Origin of the sequence: [Scytonema hofmanni] UTEX 2349 (assembly GCF_000582685.1) — a bacterium.
Classification (GTDB): domain Bacteria; phylum Cyanobacteriota; class Cyanobacteriia; order Cyanobacteriales; family Nostocaceae; genus Hassallia; species Hassallia hofmanni.
In genome coordinates this window covers 606,685-628,478 of record NZ_KK073768.1, presented here as the reverse complement: position 1 = coordinate 628,478, position 21,794 = coordinate 606,685, and the positions used below count along the sequence as shown (strand labels likewise).

Annotated in this window: 14 protein-coding genes; 4 read left to right on the top strand and 10 right to left on the bottom strand. The window is 40.3% G+C overall.

All coding sequences use genetic code 11. The annotated features are described in order from the left end of the window. Positions 1-90: 90 nt before the first annotated feature. Together polA and TOL9009_RS0107795 are read right to left on the bottom strand one after the other, a co-directional pair. Entirely contained in the window at positions 91-3,015 is a 2,925-nt protein-coding gene (gene polA, locus TOL9009_RS0107800) for a DNA polymerase I (RefSeq protein ID WP_029632308.1), read from the bottom strand. A 39-nt stretch (positions 3,016-3,054) separates the two neighbouring features. After that, on the bottom strand, positions 3,055-8,823 hold the full coding sequence (locus TOL9009_RS0107795; protein ID WP_029632307.1) for an AAA family ATPase: 5,769 nt from the start codon (positions 8,821-8,823) through the stop codon (positions 3,055-3,057). A gap of 385 nt (positions 8,824-9,208) precedes the next feature. Between TOL9009_RS0107795 and TOL9009_RS0107790 the strand changes: the two genes are divergently transcribed. Then, positions 9,209-10,066: a Cof-type HAD-IIB family hydrolase gene (locus TOL9009_RS0107790; protein WP_029632306.1), complete on the top strand. Its 858-nt coding sequence runs from the start codon at positions 9,209-9,211 to the stop codon at positions 10,064-10,066. 194 nt (positions 10,067-10,260) lie between these two features. On the opposite strand, the gene TOL9009_RS0107785 is transcribed toward TOL9009_RS0107790, so the two are convergent. Next, positions 10,261-11,166: a DALR anticodon-binding domain-containing protein gene (locus TOL9009_RS0107785; RefSeq protein WP_313770052.1), complete on the bottom strand. Its 906-nt coding sequence runs from the start codon at positions 11,164-11,166 to the stop codon at positions 10,261-10,263. 260 nt (positions 11,167-11,426) lie between these two features. Here TOL9009_RS0107785 and TOL9009_RS0107780 point away from each other — a divergent pair, with 260 nt between their 5' ends. After that, on the top strand, positions 11,427-12,185 hold the full coding sequence (locus tag TOL9009_RS0107780; RefSeq protein WP_029632304.1) for a Crp/Fnr family transcriptional regulator: 759 nt from the start codon (positions 11,427-11,429) through the stop codon (positions 12,183-12,185). A 24-nt stretch (positions 12,186-12,209) separates the two neighbouring features. On the opposite strand, the gene TOL9009_RS0107775 is transcribed toward TOL9009_RS0107780, so the two are convergent. The 7 genes from TOL9009_RS0107775 to TOL9009_RS0107745 all read right to left on the bottom strand — a co-directional run bounded on the left by TOL9009_RS0107775 (position 12,210) and on the right by TOL9009_RS0107745 (position 19,439). Next, complete coding sequence (locus TOL9009_RS0107775; protein ID WP_029632303.1) at positions 12,210-13,265, bottom strand: PstS family phosphate ABC transporter substrate-binding protein; 1,056 nt, start codon at positions 13,263-13,265, stop codon at positions 12,210-12,212. Between the two features lie 211 nt (positions 13,266-13,476). Further along, complete coding sequence (locus tag TOL9009_RS0107770) at positions 13,477-14,511, bottom strand: PstS family phosphate ABC transporter substrate-binding protein (protein WP_029632302.1); 1,035 nt, start codon at positions 14,509-14,511, stop codon at positions 13,477-13,479. A gap of 95 nt (positions 14,512-14,606) precedes the next feature. Further along, the gene (locus TOL9009_RS0107765) at positions 14,607-16,004 is read right to left on the bottom strand and encodes an ABC transporter substrate-binding protein (RefSeq protein ID WP_029632301.1); all 1,398 of its coding nucleotides are present in this window, start codon (positions 16,002-16,004) and stop codon (positions 14,607-14,609) included. Between the two features lie 42 nt (positions 16,005-16,046). Next, positions 16,047-16,415 carry a DUF5615 family PIN-like protein gene (locus tag TOL9009_RS0107760; protein WP_029632300.1) on the bottom strand — a complete coding sequence of 123 codons (369 nt, stop codon included), beginning with the start codon at positions 16,413-16,415 and terminating at the stop codon, positions 16,047-16,049. Beyond that, positions 16,412-16,708: a DUF433 domain-containing protein gene (locus tag TOL9009_RS0107755; protein WP_029632299.1), complete on the bottom strand. Its 297-nt coding sequence runs from the start codon at positions 16,706-16,708 to the stop codon at positions 16,412-16,414. The genes TOL9009_RS0107760 and TOL9009_RS0107755 overlap by 4 nt, the downstream gene beginning before the upstream one ends. Positions 16,709-16,810: 102 nt before the next feature. Next, positions 16,811-18,199, bottom strand: a complete 1,389-nt coding sequence (locus TOL9009_RS0107750) for a protein kinase domain-containing protein (RefSeq protein WP_029632298.1) — start codon at positions 18,197-18,199, stop codon at positions 16,811-16,813. A 235-nt stretch (positions 18,200-18,434) separates the two neighbouring features. Further along, positions 18,435-19,439 (bottom strand): LysR family transcriptional regulator, encoded by a 1,005-nt coding sequence (locus TOL9009_RS0107745; RefSeq protein ID WP_029632297.1) that lies wholly within the window; start codon positions 19,437-19,439, stop codon positions 18,435-18,437. 224 nt (positions 19,440-19,663) lie between these two features. On the opposite strand from TOL9009_RS0107745, the gene TOL9009_RS0107740 reads away from it, so the two are divergent. Together TOL9009_RS0107740 and TOL9009_RS0107735 are read left to right on the top strand one after the other, a co-directional pair. Next, positions 19,664-20,386, top strand: a complete 723-nt coding sequence (locus tag TOL9009_RS0107740; RefSeq protein WP_029632296.1) for an NnrU family protein — start codon at positions 19,664-19,666, stop codon at positions 20,384-20,386. Positions 20,387-21,191: 805 nt separating this feature from the next. After that, on the top strand, positions 21,192-21,578 hold the full coding sequence (locus TOL9009_RS0107735; protein WP_029632295.1) for a thioredoxin family protein: 387 nt from the start codon (positions 21,192-21,194) through the stop codon (positions 21,576-21,578). The last annotated feature ends 216 nt before the right edge of the window (positions 21,579-21,794 follow it).

The following is a 21,794-nucleotide window of genomic DNA, read 5'->3' as shown; positions in this document are numbered from 1 at the left end:
ACAATAACCCAAGCGCTTAGGTTATGTCAACAAATTAAAAAACCTTGCCACTCAAGACAAGGTTAAAGCTAAAGCTTTTGCAGGCTATCTCTACTTCGTCTCCATCCAATTTTCACCGGCACGCACATCTACAATTAACGGTACACTCAACGATACAGCATTTTCCATCGCTGACTTAATTTGCGGTTCTAATTCTTCCCACTCACTGGGGAGAATTTCAAATACTAATTCATCGTGAACTTGCAACAATAACCGCGATTGATATCTTTGCAAAATTTCATGCATTTTCACCATTGCAATTTTGATAATATCAGCACTGGAACCTTGAATTGGGGCATTAGCAGCAGCACGTAATAATCCCGCATCGTCAGCACCCAAATTACCCAGTTTTTTCAAGTCAATATCTTCTGGTTTATTGCCTTTGTACTTGCGGATGCTGTTGCTGGTAAAATTCAAATAACGACGACGCCCTAAAATAGTTTCGACATATCCTTGAGCGATCGCTTGTTTTTTCACACTCTCCAAATATTCAAATACTTTCGGATAGCGACTGTAAAAACGTTGAATAAACTCGTTAGCCAGGGTTTTATCTACACCAGTTGAACGCGAAAACCTCAAATAACCCATCCCATAAATCACACCAAAATTAATGGTTTTCGCCAATCTTCTTTCATCTGTTGTTATATCTTCTTTTTCAAACACCAACCGTGCTGTAACAGTGTGAATATCTTGATTGTTTTGGTATGCTTCAACTAACACTGGTTCTTGACTCAAATGAGCCAAAATTCTTAACTCAATTTGCGAGTAATCAGCAGCTACCATTAACCAACCTGATTCTGGCACAAAAGCCTTACGAATCTGGCGACTAAAAGCAGTCCGAATCGGGATATTTTGCAAATTTGGATTAGAAGAAGATAACCTTCCAGTAGATGTCACCGTTTGGTTAAAATCCGTATGTACCCGTTGAGTATCTGGACGCACCAAACTTGGTAGTGCATCCACATAAGTAGACTTTAATTTAGATAAAGTGCGATACTCCATAATCGCATCAACAAAGCCCGTTTCATCTACTTCTTGCAGTCTTTCTAGTGTCGCTGCATCAGTAGAGTAACCTGTTTGAATTTTCCGAGAATACTTCGTACTTAAACCCAATTTGTCAAATAATATCTCACTTAATTTTTTCGGAGAACCCAAGTTAAACTTTTCTCCAGCTATCTCAATAGCTTGCTGTTCCAACTTGGCTAAATCTGTTTCTAACTGCTGTGAAAGTTCTTTTAAATAATCTGTATTAATGCGGAAACCTGTATATTCCATTTGCGCTAAAACTGGTTCTAGCGGTTGTTCAACTTCCAGTAAAAGCTTATGTAAAGTTGGAATTTTATCTAATTCCTCCCGCAATTTTGGTACTAATCCAAATGTAGAATAAGCATCCATACCGCAATAATCAGCAACAGAGGAAATGTCAATATCAGCGATAGTTTTACCCTTAGGAACTAATTCTAAGTAACTTTTTGCTGTTAAACCTAAATATTTATTCGACAAATCACTCAAATTATGGCTACCATCTGGATTCAACACATAACTTGCCAACATCGAATCAAATACTACACCCGCTAACTTAATTCCTTGACAGCGGAGAACTAACCGGTCAAATTTTGCATTTTGCAACGCTTTCGGATAATCAGCACTTTCTAAAATTGGACGTAGTGCTTTTAGAGCAATTTCTTGATTTAGATTATCTCCACTTTTATGATTAAGAGGAATATAAGCTACTTCATCAGGATTACTTCCCCAGCAACAGCCAATTCCTACTAAGGAAGCATCACGAGGTTCTAAACTGGTGGTTTCAGTGTCCCAAGCAATCGGAGTTTCTATACTGGTAAAATTTTGTAAAAGCTTCACTAACTCGCTTAGTTTGGCTTCTGTGTCGATAATGCGTGGTTGAATTGGGGAAGCCGATTGCAGTTTAACTGCTGCTGTATCCTCAGCAGTAAAAAACCACAAATCATTATCTTCATTTGGGTGAATTTGTTTTGATGTTTCTTCAATTGTCCCACCAAAATGTTGCTGAAGTTCGTTAATTTTGCCTAAAAAAGACTTAAATTCTAACTTTTCTAAAAGTGGTGTAAGGATGCTGGTATCAAATCCGGTTAATTTACAATCTTCTAAATTAACTTCTATGGGGACATCAAGTCTTATACTTGCTAAAAAGCGAGAATGTTCGGCATCTTGTTTACCAGCTTCCAGTTTTTGCTGAGTTGCACCTTTAATTTCACCTAAAGAAGCATATATATTATCAAGAGTACCGTAGGTATTTAGCAGCGGCACTGCTGTCTTTTCTCCGATTCCCTTAACACCGGGAATATTATCTGATTTATCGCCACAAAGAGCTTTATAATCGACAACTTGTGATGGTAAAATGCCTAGCTTTTCTTTAACTTGTTCTGGTGTAAATTCGCTGATACTACTTGTAGAACGCTTCAGCGCGTCTGGAGTAAAGTAGAGAACAGTAATTTCTTTTTCTGTGTCGATAAGTTGAAATAAATCGCGATCGCCTGTCAAAATTTTTACTCTATACCCAGCGGTAGTTGCTTTTTGTGCTAAAGTACCTAACACATCATCTGCTTCATAACCAGGAGCGGTAAAAATTGGCAAATTGAAGCCATCAAGCAACTCGTGCAGATTTTTTAAATCAGGAATAAAGTCTTCTGGTGTTTCTGGACGATCGGCTTTATAAGTATCGTCAGCTTCGTGACGGAAGGTTGGTAAACCCAAATCAAAAGCAACAGCGATCGCTTCCGGCTGTTCGGTTCCCATTACCTCCAGCAAAGACTTGATAAAGCCAAAACATACACTGGTGGGAATTCCCGCTTTTGTACGCATTCCCCCATTTCGTCCTTTAGCGAAAGCGAAGTAAGAACGATAAGCGAGGGAGTGTCCATCTACTAAGATGAACACCGGACGTGTGAGGAGTGTAGAATCGGAAGTCAACTGGTTTGAGGATGTTTGAGACATACCCCTATTTTAGACGTTCTGGCGGAAGGTCTCTACTTATTATCCAACTAAAAGCTGAATTATGAATTTAGTACCCTGCCCTGGCACAGAGATGCAATCAATAGAACCACCATGTTTTTCCACCACAATAGACTTTGCGATCGCCAACCCCAATCCCGTCCCTTTCCCAACAGCTTTCGTAGTAAACAAATGGTCAAATATTTTTGATTTTACTTGTTCATTCATACCCTTGGCATTATCAGCGATCGCAATTTTAACTAGATTATTTTCGACTGAAGTTGTAATCGTAATGCAGTTAGGACTAGCTTTAATTTCTTCAAAACTGCGTCCGGTGTTAGATTCATCTAAGGCATCAATGGCATTTGCAATCAGATTCATGAATACCTGATTTAATTGACCAGGAAAGCATTCTATTTGAGGCAAATCACCGTAATTTGTCACAACTTCAATGGTGGGACGTTGTTCATTTGCCTTGAGGCGATGTTTAAGAATTAAAATCGTGCTATCAATGCCTTGGTGAATGTTAAATGGCACTTTGTAATCTCTATCTGCACGAGAGAAAGTACGTAAACTGGTGCTGATATTTTTGAGGCGATCGCACGCCATAGACATGGAATCAAGCATTTTAGGCAAGTCTTCTAAGCTATATTCCAAGTCGATTTCTTCAGCGTGGTCAAGAATTTCTTCACTTTTACTAGGTAAACTTTCTTGATAGAGTTTTAAGTGTTCAACAATATCAGCAATGGTGGGTTTAGCTTGTTTTAGACTGGCAGAAATAAAACCCAAAGGATTATTCATTTCATGTGCCACCCCTGCAACTAAATTACCCAATGCAGACATTTTCTCACTTTGGACAACTTGTAATTGGGCTTGTTGTAAATTTGCTAAGGCTGTTCCCAGTGCTTGAGATTTTTCTGTCACCACTTCTTCAGCTTGTTTGCGAGCCGTAATATTAATAGTTGTCCCGACTACGCGATAAACTTTCCCCGTCTCATCTTTTAAGGGACTGAGTGTGGTTAAGAACCAAGTTTTCTGGTCATTAAATGTTAGACATTCTTCATAGGTAACGGGTATTCCGGTTTGAAAACAATGCAGATATTTTTGCTCCACTGCTGCACCTTCATCAGAAGCCAGTAATTCTTGCGGACTTTTACCCAGCACTTTGTAAGCAGGTATACCAAGCGCTAGTTCGCAGGATTTACTCCATCCTGTGTACTCAAATCTACCATTATCCCTAATATCAGTCACAAATATTAGACAGCCAACACCTTCATAAATACTACTTAGGAACTTTCCTCGCTCCTGAAGATGATTATATAATTGGGCATTTTCCAAAGAAATCGCGGCTTGAGTGCAGAGAAAATTTATCACAGAAAGGCGATCGCTAGTAAATACCCCTAGAGTCAGTTGATTTTCTAGATAAAGAATCCCTACCAAATGCCCTTGATTAATAATCGGGGTACATAATACACTCTGGGGTTGATATTGCAATATATATTCCCCAATTATCCCAGGAATATCTGTTTTGCAATTGTCTATCACAACTGTTTCTTGGGTATTTTTGACATAATTAATAATATTTATGGGAATGTCTTGACAATTATCTATTGATTCTGAATTCAGGATAGTTTGTATCTCCCCATGCTCAATAAAGGTAATTGCTCGGACTTGCCAAGTATCGTCATCTTGGGGAAGAATTAGTGCAGATTTTTTCGCGCCAGAGTTTTCTAGGATAATGCGGGTGAGATTGGCAATGAGTTGATCTAATTCCAGAGAACTGGAAATAGCTTGAGCGGCTTTGAGGACAGAGGTAAAATCCAGGACATCGGAAATATTGGTGCTGCCAGTGCTATTCGTGCGAGTATATGAGGAAGTGCCATGAAAAGTGATAGTTTGTGAGGGGTTGAGGTTGAGTCTTTGCTGTTGCAGGATGGGTTGCAGCAGTTGAGGATAGCGTTTTTCTAAGTCTTCTATTTTGGCTTTTGCGCCCCAGCGAGCGTAGCAGTAGTATGCTTGGTGCATATATGCTTGAGCGACTTTTTCTTTACCCCAATCAAGGTAGAATTTTGCTGCCAGTTCGTTGCTAAGTGCTTCTTCTTGGATGTAGCCGTTGGCTTTGGCTCCTGAAATAGCGCGATCGTACAGGTCAGCAGCTTCCCAATATTGCCTAAGTATTTGTGCCTTTTCTGCCTCAACTAGATCGTAGCGATGCTGATTATTCATCGGAGCATGGTATGCCCAGAATCGCATTTTTTCCTGATTGGCTTCAATTTGCTTTAAATACTTTTGTTGTTCATTGAGTTCAGCTTGCAAATAGTTGCCACTAAGAGCCAGAGAATGATAGAAGTTGAGAATCACAACCTGCATGAAACCAAATGCAGAACCTGCCTGCTGATGAGCTAAATCTATCAGTTTTAAAGCCTGAGTATAATCTCCAAATTGATAAATTAAAATTGTTTTGGCTACGTAAAAAATAAATAAGACTGTACCACTTTTAGCCGCGATTAAACAAGGTAGTTTTTCAGCTTCATCAAAGCTATCTCCAATCAATAAATATTTGTCTTGAGCTAAATCCAGTAAATTCAAACCTAATTGCCGCCATATTTGAGAAAAATGGGTAGGTATTTCTTGTTTGATTTTTACACAAATGTCTATATATGGTGCTTGTTGCTGAATGGTATATTCTAAATTATTTGTAGAGAAAAATAGGTAACTACACAAATTAGCAGCACAATAACCTCCCCACTCAATATCTCCTGTGTCTAAACCACTTTGCACTCCTTCTTGTAGCTGATGAATACTATTTTTGGTATGTTCTTTCCAGTTTCTAATATTAGAATTGAACAAATTATAAACTTTAGCTTTTAGCTCTTTAGCATCAAATTCATTTAAAAGCTTTAAAGCAATATTACCAGCATGATATCCTTCATTTAACTTGCCAATTCCAGACATTAACAATCCATAAAAACCGTAGGCAAATGCAGATAATGCAGAATTACCATGTTCAATACAGAGATTGATCATTGTAATGATTAACTGAGGAAAAATTTCCGGTTTAGCCATAAAAACTGGAGCGCAGAGAATTTTGATAATCTGCATTGCTGATAGTTTATATGGATCAGTCATTACTAAAAGTTTTGTTAGCTCATCTAAGTTTGGTAACTTAACTAATAAGCTTTCATCATCTGACAATTTTACAAGAGAAATATCTAATTTCTCTAAAAATTTCAGTCCGATTTCGATAGCTTTTATCATTTCTAATTGAGCTATAAAAATCTGCATTTTTGCTTCATATAATTTAACTTGATCAAGTAGAGTTTTACTGTTTTGCAAAGCAATTTCATTTAGAAGCATTGAACGATCAAAGTTAATATTTAAATATTCTGCCTCTACAGTTTCAATATATATTTTGAGGGTTAAGTCATATTGAGATTCCCAACTATCATTTGCTAGCAAATTTAACCCAGCATTCAGATACCCAATTGCTGTTTCATAAGCTGTGGATAACTTTGCTTTCTTACCTGCTATGAGATTAAGTTTAGCAAGTTCATTTCTTTCTAACTGATTTGTGAGTAAATCTACACCAAAATTTAGCTGATTGACAATCTCAAAAATTCTCCCTTCTTGCTCCTCTTCAGAAATATTATTTAAAAGTAGTTGCCCAATTTTTAGGTGAGTGGACTGTTTTTTATCTTCTGGTATCAGAGAATAGGCAGCTTGCTGGATGCGATCGTGTAAGAATTTGTAGGTAACAGTCTCTTGATTTTCTGGTGTGCGTGCAAGACTTTCTTGCCCGACATAAAACTTATAAACATCACTGAGCGGTAAAATTAAACCTTCTTGTAATGCTTTCCACAAATCAGTAGCCGCTTCAATCTCCGATTGTTTTGAAACAATTGCCAAAGTTGCTAAATCAAAAGAGTTGCCAATACAAGCAGCTAACTGCAATATGTCTTGAGTTGATTGGGGCAGTTTTCGTAATTGAACTGCCATAAAAGCAACAACATCATCTGTAACTGCAAGAGTTATCACCTGTACAATGTCACATTGCCAACAGCCTGACTCAAAATCAAATTTAATCAGATTTTCTTGATGCAATGCTTTGAGAAATTGCGTAGCGAAAAACGGATTACCTTGAGTTTTTTGATATACCAGTTGAGAAAGAGTCCATGCCAAAGTTTGTGTACATTTCAGTGTGTCAGCAACTAACTGATTTACTTGCCCTTGACTCAATGGTGTTAACGTAATCGTATTAATCGTGAAGAGTTTTTTCTGAATCTCGCTCAAAGTCAACAGTAATGGATGTCCTGGGTTGACTTCGTTATCACGGTACGCACCAATTAATAAAAGATGATTTGTATCAGCCATCAATAGCTGGATTAATTTCAGTGATGCTGAATCTGCCCATTGCAAATCATCAAGGAACATTACTAAGGGATGTTCAGTACTGGTAAAGACTTGAGTGAATTTTTGAAATAATAAATTAAATCTATTTTGTGCCGCATCTCCTGATAATTCCATTGCTGGGGCTTGTTCGCCAATAATTCTTGATAGTTCGGGGAGAACTTCAATAACTACTTGTCCATTTTCTCCAACAGCCTCTAATATTTGGTTTCTCCATTGGTGGATTTGGATATCACTTTCAGTTAACAATTGTCCAATTAAATCTCGGAATGCTTGCACAAAGGCACTAAAGGGAATATTGCGTTGAAATTGGTCAAATTTGCCTTTGATAAAATAGCCACGTTGTCTAACAATTGGTTTATGAACTTCGTTGACAACTGCTGTTTTTCCAATACCAGAGAAACCTGCGACGAGCATTATTTCTGTTGCACCAAGGCTGACTCTTTCAAATGCTTCCAGTAGAGTTGATACTTCGGTTTCTCGTCCATAAAGTTTATCGGGGATGATGAAGCGATCGCACACATCCCTACTCGCAATTTCAAAATTCCCAATCGTACCAGTCTCTTGTAGCTGATGTAAACAATTTTCTAAATCAAACTTCAACCCCAATGCACTTTGATATCTGTCTTCAGCATTTTTTGCCATCAATTTCATGACAATATCTGAAATCACCTGCGGTATCTCATCTCTAATAACTGAAGGAGGTTGTTTTGCAATATGAGAATGTACCAACTCCATTGGCTCATTTGATTTAAATGGCAATTCTCCAGTGAGTAATTCGTAGAAAGTTACACCCAAAGAATAGAAATCTGTGCGGTAGTCAATTCCCCGATTCATTCTTCCTGTTTGTTCTGGAGAAATATAAGCTAGTGTCCCTTCTAAAACATTGGGATTGATGACTGTTTGGGTTTCTCGTGGTAGTAAAGATGCAATACTAAAGTCGATTAATTTAACTTCTTTTGTTTCTGGGTTAATTAAAATATTGGCGGGTTTGATGTCTTTATGAATAATCCGCTCGCGGTAGAGTATATCTAAGGTATTGCAGAGTGCGATCGCAATCTCTAAAAACTGTTGACCAGACGCGATATATCGCGTCTGGTTAGAGGTAAAATAATCTTTGAGAGAAATTCCACCAAAGTCTTCCATCACCAAGACATAGCCATTTTGGTATGCTTCTAGGCTATAAGTTTGCACAATTAGCGGTGAGTTGAGATTTTTAGCTATAGTGTACTGATTGCGAAACGATAAGAGTTCGCTAAAACTTGGATAAGGATTTTTCAGCCACTTAATAACTACTGGTAATGAGTCAGTCTCTCGATACCCTCGATAAACTATGGTTCTGGAACCAGAGTAGAGTTCTTCACTGATGCGATATCCGGGAATACTGACAAAAGTGCTAACCATATTGCGCTCATCTTTAAAACTTCCAGATTTAGTATTCCCAGATGTCTGAAGCTGTTTAACAAAAAGAGCGAAAATTCATACCGCAATTCAAGGTTAAATTCTGTACCCTCACCCAAAAGTGTGTTCTCGATTTATACTGGTGAAACTATTGATTTTCTCAGTTTGCAAGTAACCCAAGGCGATCGCAAGGAGTAAAAATTACTGGTACTCTACACTGGTAAAATAATCCTTGAGGGAAATCCCTCCAAAGTCTTTCATCCAAATGTGCAAATAAATTTTATTTATACCACGCAAAAATATCTACACCTGAGGATTTGCGACGTTTGTTAATAATTGTCAAGTCTTTTGCTAATCTCTAACTGTGACTTCAAAACTTAGAAAATTTATGCATAAAGCATCAGCCGACAATAATCAAGCTACAGCGGCAACAGACATTAAACTATTAGTTCTAGATATTGATGGTACGATCGCTGGCGAATCTAACAACCTGAGTCAAAAAGTTATTAGCGCGATCGCTGCGGTCAAAGCAAAGAATATCAAAGTAGCGATCGCTACTGGTCGCATGTATCGTTCTGCTTTACGTTTCCACCAAAAAATTAATTCTACCCTGCCATTATTAGCTTATCAGGGAGCCTGGATTCAAGATCCAATTACCCAAAAAATTCATCGCCATTTGTCTGTTTCCAGAGAAATGGCAGAAAAACTACTAGATTATTTTGAACAACCTGAATTGCGATCGCTTTTATCTGTTCACTTCTACATCAACGATGAACTGTATGTCCGCGAATTAACAACAGAAACTGAAATTTATGCCGAACGTTCTAATATTGTCCCCATAGTTGTGGGTGACTTGCGTTCCTCTTTAAGCAATGAACCGACAAAGATTTTGGCTTTATGCGATGACATAGATATTATCAAAAATTTGTTGGGGAATTTGCGCCGGCAATATACCCCCAGTGAACTGTATCTTACTACATCTGTTGCCACTTTTTTTGAAGCGACTAATCCTTTAGTCAACAAAGGAACTGCTGTACGTTACCTAGCTGAAGAAGTGCTAGGATTACAAAGAACTAACGTCATGACTATTGGCGATAACTTCAATGATTTGGAAATGCTGGAGTACGCTGGCATTGGTGTAGCGATGGGCAATGCACCAGAAGAAGTTCAAGCGATCGCCACTTGGGTAGCTCCTAACGTCGAACAAGATGGAGCTGCCACAGCAATTGAAAAATTTTTGCTGTAATTAGTTAGTTATCATTCGTTATTATCAATAACTAATAACGAATAACTAACCAAAAAATCAGAAAGGACACCGACGACTGGCCGTGTTTCGTCTCGGTGCCCTTGCTGGTTCGCTCCTCACACACCAGATAATATAGCGTGAGATATTCTAGAAGTCAATATCTGTTACAAAACTTTGGAATTTGGGTTAGAAACTCATAATTCAACTAGAGCAAAGACCCCTAATTTTTCTTCTAACAAAAACCTTAATACAGACTGAGTAGCTATAACTAATCCTAATCTGGCTTGAGAAAGCTCTGGTGAGGTAATTTTCACATCACCCCAAATTCTACAGTTGCACCAGAAAGCTTCAAAAGCTTGGCTCAAATTGATCGCTGCTTTTTCCCAGTTAACCGAACCTGCTGCAAATTGAAATTCTAAATCATCTACCACTTGTACTAACTCAGAAATTAGCCGACGGGAAGCGGAATGGGAAAAGCGAAGTTTGCGATCGCTATTCAGCCAAGGTATCGGGTTGGGAGAAATTACACTCCCCATAGCCGAACCAGTATTTACATTATTGTCACCAAATTGAATCAATTTCTCTTGTTGAGCTAACCGCATTAACGAGCAGCACCGAGCATGAGCGTATTGAACTGCAAATAAATGTGAAGAATTTTCGATCTTCGTTTCTCCTTGTCCCCCCTTCTCCTTGTCCCCCCCTCTCCTTGTCCCCCCCTCTCCCTGTCCCCCCCTCTCCCCCATCCCCTGAACCAGCTGCTGCAAGCAAGCAGCTAAAATAGGATCGGTTAAAACAAAATGAATGTAACCTGGTGGAACAATTTCTATGATAAATTCGTCGCCACAGTTCGACGATAAATGAGAGGCGATCGCACAAGCAATGTCAATTCCTTTCCGATTCTGAGATTTTGACAGTTGTAAAGCCACCCCGGATATATATAAAATTCTATTAATATCTCTACTTTTATATAGAGGAATTTTATCATTCTCTATACTTGGTATATTATCTATCTTGGCATAAATACTTAAAACTGATAGTAAATGAGTGTAAATTAACCGTTTAATTCCTGTATTATTACTAAGTTGTAGCAATTGAAGCACAAATGACTACCATTTAACCCTTAAGGGTTCATATTGTTGATATTATGTCATCTATCTTTAGACAGAATTTAATCTAGATAAAGAAAAATGAGAATTGTGCAAAATTTGATTAATAGTAAGTAAACTTTACTACCATCATAGTACAGTAAGAGTTATAACAAAAGTGTAGAGAGTAATTTGCTCTCTATCTTTAAAGATGGCTGGCGCTGTTAGGCGTTAAGCCTACATCACCAACACAAAGACACTCCTTGCACCTTTTTATGACGTCTTTGTCTTCAGCCGAACGCTCTTTGTTACCTATGCAATCTCCATCCTCCTTCTCTGAGGCATCACGCCCTTTTCTGACTTGGCAACGAATTATTGATTGGGCTCAAGAACACTATCGCTGCCGCACCTTTAGCAAAGATGAGCGCATTCCAGCTAGACCTGGATTGCTGTATTTGGTGCAAAGGGGTGCGATCCGCATGGTAGGCACCGCCCAGGTTAGCGCGACAGCAAGTCAGCTAACGTCTCGACGAATCAACAGAACTCCAGAAGAAGCTTTCTTGGGTTTTGTTGGGGCAGGACAGCCATTTGAAATTGTTGCCCAATCACCATTTACACTCCAGTCCTACGCCCATGTAGACCAAACTGCGGTGCTTTGGATGTACTGGCACGACCTAGACAACTGGCCCCACTTCCGCCGGGAAGTTATGGATGCTTTTAGGTATCAGCACCAGCGCAAGCTGCTGTGGCTGAGTGCCTTAGGACAACGGCGTACAATTGATCGGCTCTTAGGATTCCTCACATTATTGATTGAGGAATATGGCGAACCGTCAATGAGCGAAACCGACCCCGATGTAATTCGCGGCTATTGTCTGCCCTTCCCCCTCACCCATGCCCAAATTGGCAGCGCGATCGGTTCGACTCGTGTCACCGTCACCCGCTTGATGGGTAAGTTGCGTCAACGCGGCTTAATCCTTACCCAAGGGGATAATCTCATTTGCTTGCCAGCTGAGTCTATTAATAGAGTCAACTAAAGCGCCTACTACCAATAGCAGGTGTCAGCGAATTTTGACAAACCCAGTCTGGGTAATCAATTCCTGTCCCTGCTCGGTTAGCAGTAAGTTGGCGTAAGCAACACCTGCTTGCTGCTCGATTTGACCATTTTGTTTGACTACCACAAACAGATTGCGAGTAATCGGGTAACTTCCTGACTGGAAAGCTTCAATGTTCAGCTTGTTACGTTTACCAGGACATAATGACGCGGTTACAAATGGTTCTTGGTAGGGAGCAATATATTTTTGTTGTGTCCGCCCTAACGGTAAAGGCTTGATTGAACATTGGGGAACCACCTCTGGGGCAGAAGCGTAGTAAATGCTACCAAGACTTAAGCTGACTTTTTCCAGCCCTTGGGTGGTGGTGGAAACAAATTCCACATTGTTACCGAAACCTTGACCACCCAAGATGTCTTGGACAAAAATCTCCACAGTGCCGCCATCATCGATGCGGCGCGAATATGGCTTAATGGGGATATCAGAACCACCTACTTGGTTCCAATTCGTGATCTTGCCGATGTAAATTGACCGTAACTGTTCTACAGTCAATCCTGGGATATTTAGGTTGGGGTTAACTGCGATCGCCAAACCATCAATTGCAACGGGAATTTGTTTCAAATCAAATCCACGCTGTTTGGCACGAGCTAACTCTTGATCTTCAACCGGTCGAGAAGACTGGGTAAACGCCAGTTGACCGTCGATTAAAGATTTTATCCCACTGCCAGAACCGCGATTGCCACTGCTTGGTTCTAAATAACGCAGCCTGAACTCTGGTCTAGCTCCTTGAATTGCTGAATCAACTGCCAGTCGAATCGGTGCCCATGAGGTGCTACCTCCGTATGTGAATAATCCTGTAGGCACATTCTCCACAGAAGCGAAATTATTGCCACTTGCTTGCGGAGTCTTTCTAGCACCGTTAGTAGAATTTTCCGACTGAGAACTTGTAGATTTACCCAAGTTAAAACCAGATTTTTTTGTAAACCACCATAACCCACCAGCTATCAGCCCAACTGTAATCAGAAGGGATAATACTAGAACTGGTGTTTCATTTTTTTGGGACATAGCAAATTACCTTCTGAGGAGGGGAAAGGGGAAAGGAAAAAAGGGGAAAAGGACAAAGAAGAAGAAACAAAGCAATTAACTTTTTTCCGCTGTACAAGTTTAAAACCCCTTTCTCCCTTACCTTTTTCCCTTAGAGCGTGAACGCACATGTCAATTAAATATAAGTGCTTGATAAATGCTTGCTACTTGAGAGTGTAGTTACATTCTTTTATCAGCGAATCGTGACAAATCCAGCTTTTGTAATTAATTCTTGACCTTGATCCGTCTGGAGCAAGTTAACGTAGGCTTCTCCAGCTTGCTGGTCACTTTGACCATTTTGCTTAACAATCACAAATAACCGTCTGGTGATGGGGTATTCACCACCTTGAAAGGCAGCTGCATTTATTTGATTACGCTGTTGCGGACATTGCTCAAGGGGAATGAAAGGCTCTTTGTAAGGGGGAACCAGTTGATCTGATTTACGTCCCAGTGGCAAGGGTTTAACAGTACATTGTCCGACTATTTCCGGGGCAGAAGCATAGTAAATGCCGCCTCGATTACTCGCTACTTCTTGTAAAGCTTGAGTTGTTGTGGGGATAAATTGCACATTTGCGGCAAACTTTTCTTTATCTAAGACATTTTCCTCAAAGAATTGGATAGTGCCTCCCTCTTCGAGACGCCGAGAGTAGGGTATAATTGCTAATTCTGGACCCTTTACCTGTTTCCAGTTAGTAATTTTGCCAGTGTAAATGTCTTTTAACTGAGCGAGGGTTAAACCAGGAATATTCAGATTGGGATTAACTGCGATCGCAATGCCATCAATTGCTACCGGGATTTCTTTTAGCGTAATATTCAGCTGTTGCGCTTGTTGGTATTCCTCTTGTTTAATTGAACGAGACCCATGAGAAAAAGCCAATTGGTTATTCAACAACATCTTGATACCAGAAGCAGTACCAGGGGCACCTGTGATGGGATCGGTGTAGCGTAGTCGAAATTGCGGTTGTGCCGTTTGAATCAGTGGGTCAACTTCTCTACGGATCGGTGCCCAAGTTGTGCTGCCTCCATAGCTAAATAATCCAGGGGGAACCTTTGGTACTTGGGCAAAAGTGTCCCCTTTTGATACGACTTGCGAGGATGGATTATTGGTAATATTGCTGGTAAGACCATTCTTAGCCAACCACCAAAACACACACCCCACCAATCCGAGTGTGATCGTTAGAGCTAAAACTAAAACTGTTGTTTCATTAGCTTGATGTTTTTGGGACATAATATTTATTTTAATTTTTGTCCATAAACGCAATGTGACATTTTGCTGATGGTTATAGGTTAACGATTGGTTAATTTTTATTTTTTAATTGCAGATTATGGTATTGGCACAAAATCATAGCCAGTACGAGAACGAGTACCGGGAGCGATTTTTACAAGTTGAACTGGAGCATTGCGATCGCCTGATGCTAAAAACCGAATCGTGCCAGAAGCACCGATTGCAGTAAAGTTGGACGAGGTAATTGCTTGTTGAATACCCTCTCGTGTCGGATTAACTTCTATAGCGGCAATCAACGCTTTTGTCGCGTCATATGATAGCGCAGTTCGCCAACTCACATCAGCACCCCACAATTGCCGAGACTTTTGAGGAAAGTTTGAAGAAAGATTGCCATCAATATGCCAGGGAACTGCCAGTACCATTCCCAGAGCTTGCTCTCTTCCTACTTCTAAAGTTTTGAACGCGTAAACATCATCTCCCCCCAAAAGAGTTAACCGTTTTTGGTTAACCTGAACCACTTGCAGCGCTTTATCCTCAGTCGTAGTGTTAGAAGCTAACATCAAGACTTCTGCACCTTGCTTAGTCGCTTGTTCTACACTTCTAGCCGCACTAAAATTTGCTTGGGACAAGTCAAATTCATTCAATACTTGTCCACCTTCTAAAGACACAGATGAGACAAACTCAGATTTGAGTGATTGGCTGTAGTTACTCTGGGAATTGAAAAAAACCGCTGCATTTTTTTTCTGCAACTTGTTTACCATGTAGTTGGCTAAACTTCTCGCAGCAATGAAATCACTGGGAACTGTACGAAAAATGTATTGGCTAAAGTTAGAAATCTTAACAGAAGTACTTGTGGGAGTGATGGCTACAAGTTTTCCCGAAGTATAAATAGTGCCTGCGGCTAAAGTTGTATCACTGGTATTAGGACCAACTACACCTAATACTTCTTGATTTTTAACTAAGGTTGTGGCGATTTGCTTGGATATTTCGGGATTATCATCATCGTTGGCAATTCCTACCTTCAACCTCACTCCCTTAATTCCTCCAGAGGCATTTATTTCATTTTGAGCTTGAGCGATACCGCGTAAAATTTCTAAAGAGGTATTTGGATCGTTACCAATGGGCAAAGATGTAACTATGGTGTAGCTTTTTGCAGAGCCAATCCGAGCATTATTAAGAAATATCAGCGCTTCTGGGTCGTTAGGTTTTTGTTTAATAGCTGTTGTCAAAGGAGCGATCGCTTTTTCATAACTTCCCGCAGCTATTGCCTCTACACCTTCTTTTTTAGCTGGTGCTATTTCAAGAGCTATTAAAGTTTTTTCACCAAAACTAATTCGGTCTTTAATTGATTCTTGATTATTCTTTGGCAGCGAATTATTATCCGATTGTTTTTGTGATATTATACTATCTTTAAATAACCACAAAACACCGCCAATAACCCCCAATGTAATTAACGCAGCCAAAACAAGAACAGTAGTTTCGTTCTTTTGGGACATAAAATTTTTATTGATTGTGAGTAATTGGCTATATTATTACGTTTATTCCCCGATCCAAGTGCTAATAAACTCTACTTGGTTTTCCATTTCCTCTGCTGATTTAGCTGCAACTAATCTTAAAATACCGCGCATCAGTTCTCCGATTGAGTAACGTTGCTGCTGCACTAAAATCATTCCTGAGTGAGGTTGTTCTTGAGTCAAAAAAACTGTGTGTAAACTATAGAAATCTTGAATGTTAGAACTATACAAAACCCGACCTTGTGACCTTGCCCAAATTAATTGTTCTTCATCAGAAAAGCTCAATCTGTTTACATTTAGAGTTGTGATTACATCTACACCCCGATTTTGCAGAGCCAGAATTAGAGAACGTCCCGTAGAATCCTCATCCATGTATAGTTGAATCTGGCTCATCCTAGCTTTCCAGCTTTATGTAATGCCTCTATGCGATCGCCTTCTGCCTCTTGCTCGGCAATGTCAGCATCGATTTCTTCCCGATTGGTATGATAATACGTCAAGGCTGCATAAACCTGTGCTAAGGTTAGATGACCAATCTGATCAGCAATTTCTTCTGCACTGTAACCTTGCTTATACCAGATAGCAATTCGACGGACTGTGACACCAGTTCCAGCAATAATTGGACAGCCCCCATGAATTCCTATTTTACGGGTAATGAGAGTGCCAATATCAGTAATAGTAGTTGACATAGTTGATCCGTGACTTTTATTTTGTTGTCTATTTTAGCAAATGTTTGAAATACACGTAGTTTCTGATTTTTGCAGCAAAGTTGCACAACCATTTAACTGTATTTAAAACATCAGAGATAATAATTTATATATCAGACGAAATATTGCTGTAACTGCAATGGCTATTAACCCGGCTGCAACTGCAAAAATTGCGACTTGCCCAGAGCTAAGACCAATATGTAAAAAGGGTACAAAATAGATAAGCGTAAAAGAAATTCCGCCAAGAATTAACAAATCAAGCTTTTCAATCCATCGCCGTGTTTGGGCAAAAATGAGTAATCCTAAAATTATGGCGGAAACAGTTAAAGTGATTATTGGCGATTTTACTAGACTTAAAAGAGCGATCGCAATCAATGCACCCTCAAATCCACTAAACGCTGCACCAGTTAACAACTCAATTGTCGAAAATGTTGGTTTTGTAGGTGCTTGTTGTGGTGGCTGTGTTTGTGACGATAACTTTGCTACAGATGGTTTAGGGGGACGTAGTTGTGTTGGAGGTATAGAAAGTGAATCTAATGCCGAAAGAACCTCTTGAGCGGACTGAAAGCGTTGATTTGCAGCTGGCAAAAGCATTCGGTCTAAAATATCAGCAACACCTGAATTGATAGATACAAGCATTCGCCATTTCCACTGGTTGCTATAACCATCAAATAGCTGAATTGCTTCCTTCTTTGTGAGTAAGGTCAGAATTGTTACAGCTAAAGCATATAAATCTGTAGACGGATATACTTGACCTCCAGACATTTGCTCAGGAGGTGCAAATCCCATAGAATATATTCCAGTAGAACCACCAAACCCGGTTGGGGCATTTGTTACTTGCTTCACTGCGCCAAAATCCAGCAAGTATAATTTGCCCTGGCGATCGCGCATAATATTAGAGGGTTTAATATCCCTATGGATAATGCCTTCATTATGAACAAACTTTAGCACCTTCAGAATTTCTCGCAGCACTTCTAGGGCTTCTTCTTCAGTAAATGGACCTCTAGGAGCTAATTCTTCCTCTAAATTTTGTCCATCAATATATTCTTGTACCAGATAAAAAAATTGTTCTTCCTGTTCTGATTGCCAGCTTTTAACTGTTATTTCAAAATAAGCAAATAAGTCAGGAATTTGCTCATTTTGGTTGCCTATTTGCGCTAAAACATCTGCTTCTCGTTCAAACAACTGTTGTGCCAATTGCAGTTGAGTTGAAGTTAAATTTCCCGCTGGTTGGAATTGCTTAACTACACATTGACGCATTCCGGGAATTCGGCGATCGCGTGCCAAAAAAGCGGCTCCAAAACCCCCTCTACCCAGCAACTTCAGCGGTACATATCGTCCATCCAGTATCAGCGGCATTCCACAAGTGGTGCAGAATTTTTGCTGTATTGTTTTCAAGGTTATGTTATCGTCTAAATCCGTAAAATAATTTTGTGGGCGAGGGCAGCGTGGACGAGTGCAGTAAACTTCCATTTTTTTTGGTTTGTTATCCAAAGTCAAAAGTCAAAAGTCAAAAGTCAAAAGTTTTTTATCAGTGAATTTTTACTTTTAAAAGGACACGGTACTTGTGGTGCAAATCATCCACCTAACGTTTGCGCCACCACCTTTAGATAGAATTTTGCTATTGCGGATTTTCCTTCAAGATACGCATCTACATCAGTGCCCTAGTTTTGACTCTTGACTTTTGACTCTTGACAAAATCTTAGCTTTAATCAGAGTTTGGCATTGCTACATCCAATGTACTGACGACAATGTTTTTTGGTGACGATTTTAACACATCTTGATTCCATCCTGGGGTAGCGAACTGGGGCAAAATTTCTCGGCTAAAGGCTTCAGCTGCCTTTGATCTATACCGATTGGGATTAAAAATGAGCCACAGTGTCCGCTTGACAACAACCCCTTCAATTGGAGCGCGGTGCAGCACACCCATTTGCAATTCTTTAGCGATCGCACTAGTAGAAACAAAGGCAGCTCCCAAGCCAGATTGAACGGCATTTTTAATTGCTTCTATGGAATTGAGTTCCATTTCAAATTTAAAACGCCTTGCATCGATATCGCAGCGTGCTAGCACTTGGTCGATTACCTTGCGAATAGTAGATTGAGAATCCAGAGCAATGAATTGTAATTTATATAGGTCTTCTTTTTGAATCGTTTCTAGTTTGGCAAAAGGATGAAAAACAGGTAATATCAGCGCTAGCTCATCCTCGGCGTAAGGAATAATTTCCAAAGATTCTGCCAGTTCGCCGGGAATCTCGCCGCCGATGATTGCTAAATCAACCTGTCCATTAGCGACACTCCAGGCTGTCCGACGGGTAGAGTGGACATGCAATTGCACCGCCACATCTGAATATTTTTGTCGGAACATGCCAATCATTCTCGGCAACAGATAAGTGCCAGTAGTTTGAGAAGCACCGACAATTAAAGTTCCACCTTGGAGATTTTGTAAATCTTCGATCGCGCGACAAGTTTCTTGACATAGGGTGAGAATTTTTTCACCATAACTCAAAAGTAAATGCCCCGCCTCCGTTAATTGTGCGCGACGTCCTCCACGGTCGAATAAAGGTACATCTAGTTGCCGTTCTAGGTTTTGAACTTGTAAACTCACAGCGGGCTGAGAGACGTAGAGGCTATCAGCGGCACGCTTGAAGCTTCCTTCTACGGCGATCGCTTTGAGAATACGCAATTGATCTAAAGTGAAAGGAAGGTCAGACATAAGGCTAAACCCACAAAATCCATGAGCATGAGTAGCGGTTGCAGCAAAAAATTAGCACTTCACCCAATAAATTTGGCGAACACTGCAATTTATTGCATCTTAAACTTGGAACTTTAATCGAAAAAGACAGTAGCACAACATCTTGACGAAAGTCCCCTTTTGAATACTTTGTGGTATTAGTTGTACTTAATTTACGTTTTCTTTAAATTACTTCACCTATGTATATGATATTGAGCAGCTGGTTGACCAACAGTCATTTTGTCATGCTGGGGCTACAACTAGTTTTTGCGATCGCCCACAGTGGAGGAGCAGCTTTGCGTCCCTATGCCGAAAAACAAATTGGACCAAGGCTCTATCGCATTTTCTTTGCCTTACTCAGCTTGCCTTTAGCTGTAATTTTAATCGTTTACTTTATTAACCACCGTTATGATGGCTGGCAACTTTGGCAACTACAAGGTGTGCCAGGAATCAAGCCGATAGTTTGGGTGCTTTCAGCGATTTCGTTTTTGTTTTTGTATCCAGCTACATTCAATCTACTAGAAATTGCTGCCATTCAAAAGCCCTCCGTCCACCTCTACGAAACGGGCATTATTCGGATTACCCGTCATCCGCAGATGGTCGGGCAGATAATTTGGTGTGTTGCTCATACCCTCTGGCTCGGTACAAGCTTTACTCTTGTTACCTCAGTGGGGTTAGTGCTGCACCACTTATTTGGAGTTTGGCATGGCGATCGCCGTTTGATATCCCGTTACGGCGAAGCCTTTGAAATGGTCAAACAGCGAACTTCAATTATTCCTTTTTTAGCTGTTCTCGATCGCCGTCAATCTCTTAAATGGCAAGAATTTCTCCGCCCTGCTTACCTGGGGGTCGCTGCTTTTATTGCTCTACTTTGGTGGTCACACCCCCTATTGCTTGAGGCAAGTAGTAAGGTACAATGGCTATTTTAGGTACACCCTCATAACAGAAGATGAAGATTTCATCTTCTTAATTGCTACCCAATTCCCTATAGGATTGGTGGGAGTGCATCTGTCAGTGGGGGACGCGATCGTCAAAAGCGAGATTTGAGAAAAGTGGTAATTGCCAGTCAGTTACCCTCAGAGTCAGGAACCTCAGCCTAAAGGCATGAGGCTTGAAAGAGAAATCCTTCATGCTATTCTGACCAGCCTAAGTCTTCACTGACTACGTTTTTTGAGTCACGACACCGGAGAATGCGCAGCCAGTTTTCCGCTCTGTCGCTGTAAGTTAAACAGTTCTAAGGTCACTGGAACAGTGCTTTCAGCCTAACAAGCTCTTAAAACTTTGGCGAGGCTAACATCACCCCGAAAGGGAGGCTCGTTTGAGCAAAACACTATGCGTACAGGGCTTGTTGTTTGAGGCGGTAATTGTCCCGCTGAAAGTGCAACACACTCATTACACCGAGCCAACCAGCCCCAAGGCGGTAGTAGTCAAAAAAAAAGACAATATAAAGCCGTCCTGGAAGGACGGGGTTTCTACCCATTTTTCTGATGAAACTAGATGACAAAACAGTTTAAAATCTCTCCCCAGAGGCAGTCAGGAGTTGAAAATCTAAAAAAGCCACCGTGAGAGCTTCGTGCTGGCTTTTTTATCAGCGCCACAATAAACGCGCTTGTTTTTCGCATAATAAAATTATTTGTGCCCTGGAACAGTCTATTTGCAGAACTGTATTGAAGCGTCAAATCAGAAATGCTGATGGCTAGTTTGATATAAAAACCCTGTAATTATAGAGGCATCATGGTGTTGTTGGTCAGTGAGCGAACATTTAATCAAGAAGTTTTAGAATCTCCAATTCCTGTTTTAGTAAATTTTGAAGCGCCTTGGTGCGGCTTATGTCGTATAATCCAGCCGCTGTTGTTGCAGTTTAAAACTCAATGTGGCGAAGAAATAAAATTGGTTGGAGTTAACGCCGATCAAAATTTTAAACTTTCTACCACTTATCGGCTAAAATCACTGCCAACCTTACTGTTGATTGAAAATGGTATCGTTCGGGAGCGTTTAGACTGTTTTCGTGGACGAGACGATTTACGCCAAGCTCTAGAAAAAATCAAAGTTAGTTATACCAATCGCCCAAAAACCTACAGCACCCCAAAAATAGCCGACTTAGGCTGTCGGACTGCATAAGACTGGGGCAATGGGCAATGGGCATGGGGCATGGGGCATGGGGCATGGAAAGAATTGTATTTATTCACGCACTTGCTTTACTTCTTTAATTCTCACTGCGAGCGTGCCCATTGCCCATTGCCCATTGCCCATTGCCCATTGCCCATTGCCCATTGCCCAATGCCCCAAATATAAAACCATGCTTAATTACCTCACCTAACAACCGTCGGGTGGGGT